Origin of the sequence: Mesorhizobium sp. M7A.F.Ca.CA.002.05.1.1, from assembly GCF_003998335.1 — a bacterium.
GTDB lineage: Bacteria > Pseudomonadota > Alphaproteobacteria > Rhizobiales > Rhizobiaceae > Mesorhizobium.
Window position 1 is genome coordinate 1 of the sequence record NZ_RZQI01000693.1, and the last position, 3,246, is coordinate 3,246.

At 62.3% G+C, this 3,246-nt stretch carries 3 protein-coding genes and 1 pseudogene; all 4 read left to right on the forward strand.

Annotated elements, in window-relative coordinates:
* Nucleotides 1-336: pseudogene (locus EN939_RS26750) on the forward strand (FAD/NAD(P)-binding protein); the annotation flags it as partial.
* A 166-nt stretch (nt 337-502) separates the two neighbouring features.
* Nucleotides 503-1,606 carry a dimethylsulfone monooxygenase SfnG gene (sfnG, locus tag EN939_RS26755; RefSeq protein WP_127270760.1) on the forward strand — a complete coding sequence of 368 codons (1,104 nt, stop codon included), beginning with the start codon at nt 503-505 and terminating at the stop codon, nt 1,604-1,606.
* Nucleotides 1,607-1,718: 112 nt separating this feature from the next.
* Entirely contained in the window at nt 1,719-2,654 is a 936-nt protein-coding gene (locus tag EN939_RS26760; RefSeq protein ID WP_127270762.1) for an ABC transporter ATP-binding protein, read from the forward strand.
* Nucleotides 2,651-3,246: branched-chain amino acid ABC transporter permease (locus tag EN939_RS26765; protein ID WP_164751240.1), on the forward strand; the 596-nt coding region annotated here is incomplete at its 3' end. The genes EN939_RS26760 and EN939_RS26765, both read left to right, overlap by 4 nt.

A 3,246-nucleotide genomic window follows, 5' to 3' on the forward strand; every position in this document is an offset into this window, starting at 1 on the left:
GTCATCAACACTACGGGTCCGGCTCATGGGCAGGCATTACAGCTGAACCCGGCGCTGAGCTCGCTGGCGGAAGCCGGCTTGATCAGGACGGACCAATATGGACTTGGCATCGAGACAAGTCTCGACAGCCGCGCAATCGGCTCGGACGGTGAGGCGGTTGCGACACTCCTGGTCGCCGGCCCGCTGGCAAGAGGCACTTTCGGCGAGCTCATGGGTCTGCCGGAAGTCGCCCGCCATGCCCAGGCGGTCGCGGGGGAAATTGCCAAGCTGCTGGTTACGCTGCCGTCAGCGCAGGCGATCGGCGCCCATGCCGCGCATGGACCTCTTGCGGGCTGACATCTGCAGGCCGGGTTCGGCAGCGAAAATTGGTATTTCCGCCCCAAGAGTGCCCCAAAAACGGAAAATCCTTCTTTGTATATTTATTCTATAAACATAATAAATATCGGCGAAGTCCGGCTGCGGCCGGATCGATCAATGACACGGCCTGAATGGGAGACATTTCATGGCACACGCAGAGACCGACGCGATCAAGTTTGCCTACTGGGTGCCGAATGTTTCGGGCGGCCTGGTGATCTCCAACATCGAGCAGCGCACCAACCATTCGGCCGAGTATAACCGCAAGCTGGCGCAGATCGCCGAGAGGTCCGGCTTCGACTACGCGCTCAGCCAGATCCGTTTCACCGCTGGCTACGGCGCCGACGAACAGCATGAATCGGTGGCGTTCAGCCATGATCTGCTGGCGGCGACCACCACGCTCAAGGTCATCGCCGCGATCCTGCCCGGGCCATGGAACCCGGCGCTGGCGGCCAAGCAGATCGCCACCATCAGCTACCTGACCAACGGCCGCGTCGCGATCAATCTTGTCTCCGGCTGGTTCCGCGGCGAGTTCCACGCCATTGGCGAGCATTGGCTCGACCATGACGAGCGCTACCGCCGCTCGGAAGAATTCATTCGTGCGCTGCGCGGAATATGGACTGAAGACAGCTTCACCTTCCGTGGTGATTTCTACCGCTTCAACGAATATTCGCTGAAGCCGAAGCCGCCGCAGCCGCTGCCCGAAATCTTCCAGGGTGGCTCGTCGCGCGCCGCACGCGACATGGCATCACGGGTTTCGGACTGGTACTTCACCAACGGCAACACGCCGGCTGAAATCGCCAAGCAGGTCGACGACCTCAGGGCCAAGGCGAAGGCCAACAACCATTCCGTCAAGGTCGGCGTCAACGCTTTCGCTGTCGTTCGCGAGACCGAGGAGGAGGCCAAGACGGTGCTCGCCGAAATCATCGCCAAGGCCAATCCCGAAGCGGTCAATGCTTTCGGCCATGAGGTCAAGAACGCCGGTAAGGCCTCGCCGGAAGGTGAGGGCAATTGGGCGAAATCGTCCTTCGACGACCTGGTCCAGTACAATGACGGCTTCCGCTCCAACCTGATCGGCACCCCCAGGCAGGTCGCTCAACGCGTCGTCGACCTGAAGCGCGCGGGTGCGGATCTCATCCTGCTCGGTTTCCTGCACTTCCAGGAAGAGGTCGAGTATTTCGGCAAGCATGTCATCCCACTCGTTCGCGAACTGGAAGATGCCGAGGCGGCGGCGTCGCTGGCGGCGGAGTAGTCACCCCATAGGCACGCCGGGCAGGCGCCGGCCTGCACACATGAAGCTTGCCCGGCGCGCTGATCCGTCGGGCGGCAATAGGATTTTGCGCGCCTAATCGAGGACGATTGGAATGCCGTTGCCCAGTTATACGCTCGGAGTGATGGACGCTTCGGTCTATGCGCCGGAAGTCTTTGCACGCGGCTTGCCGTCAGGCCTGCGGTTGGAGCAGTCGTTCGAAGATGCCGCCTGGCCGGCAGGGTCCGTTGCCGACGCCGCCTCTCCCTTGCTCGCGCTTCAGGGCATAAGCCTGTCGTTTGGCGGCGTCGTCGCACTTGCCGATATCGACCTGTCGGTTCTACCAGGCGAGATCCGTGCCATCATCGGCCCTAACGGGGCCGGCAAGAGCTCGCTGATCAACGTCATCAGCGGCGTCTACAGGCCGGATCGTGGCCATGTCCAGCTCGACGGTACCTTCTATGCCCAGGTCCCGACGCAGCGGCTGGCCCATCTCGGCGTCGCCAGAACCTTCCAGAACCTTGCACTGTTCAAGGGCCTCAGCGTCCTCGACAATATCGCCTCTGGCCTTGCCTACAAGGTTCGCTCCAACTTTGCCGGCCAGGTGCTCGGCATCGGCCGCTCGCGTGGCGAGCAGCGCGATTCACGCAGCCGTGCCGAACAGGTCCTCGAATTCCTCCATCTCACCGCCATTCGCGACCGTCTTGTCGGCACCTTGCCTTATGGGCTGCAGAAGCGTGTCGAATTGGCCCGCGCTCTGGTGGCCGAGCCGCGCCTGCTTTTGCTCGACGAGCCGATGGCCGGCATGACAGCGAGCGAAAAGAGCGAGATGGCGGCTTTCGTCCGTGCCGCGCGCGATCGTTTCGCCACCACCGTGGTGTTGATCGAGCACGATGTCGGCGTCGTCATGGGTCTGTCCGATCGAATCGCCGTCCTCGACTACGGCCGCAAGATCGCCGACGCCACGCCCGATGAAGTCAGGAACGACCAGCGCGTCATCGATGCTTATCTCGGCGTCGCCTCGGACAATGAAGACGGGGCAGGCATATGATCGCCGGTTTCGACTACCAGTTCTTCATCGAAGTGCTCGTCGGAGGCCTGCTCTCAGGCGTCATGTATTCGCTTGTCGCGATCGGCTTCGTGCTCATCTACAAGACCTCGGGCGTGCTCAATTTCGCGCAAGGCGCGATGCTGCTGTTTGCGGCACTCACCTTCGTCAGCCTTGTCGAGCGCGGCATTCCCTTCGCGCTGGCGCTGGTGGTCACCTTCGCCATCATGGTGGCGATCGGCATCGCCATCGAGCGCACGGTGCTCAGGCCACTGACCAACAAGCCGCCGATCACCCTGTTCATGGCGACGCTTGGCCTGTCCTACATCATCGAAGGCGCTGCCCAGCTGATCTGGGGCACGCAGGTCCACGGCCTCGATCTCGGCATCGAGGATGTGCCGCTGGAAATCGGCGGCGTGCTGATCAGCCAGTTCGATATTTTCGCGGCCGTGGTTGCTTCCGGCATGGTCCTCTTGCTGTCGCTGTTCTTCCGCTACACCCGCATCGGCCTCTCCTTCCGCGCAGTCGCCGACGATCAGTTCGCGGCACTCGCGGTCGGCCTCAGGCTACCCCTGATCTGGGCCACTGTATGGGC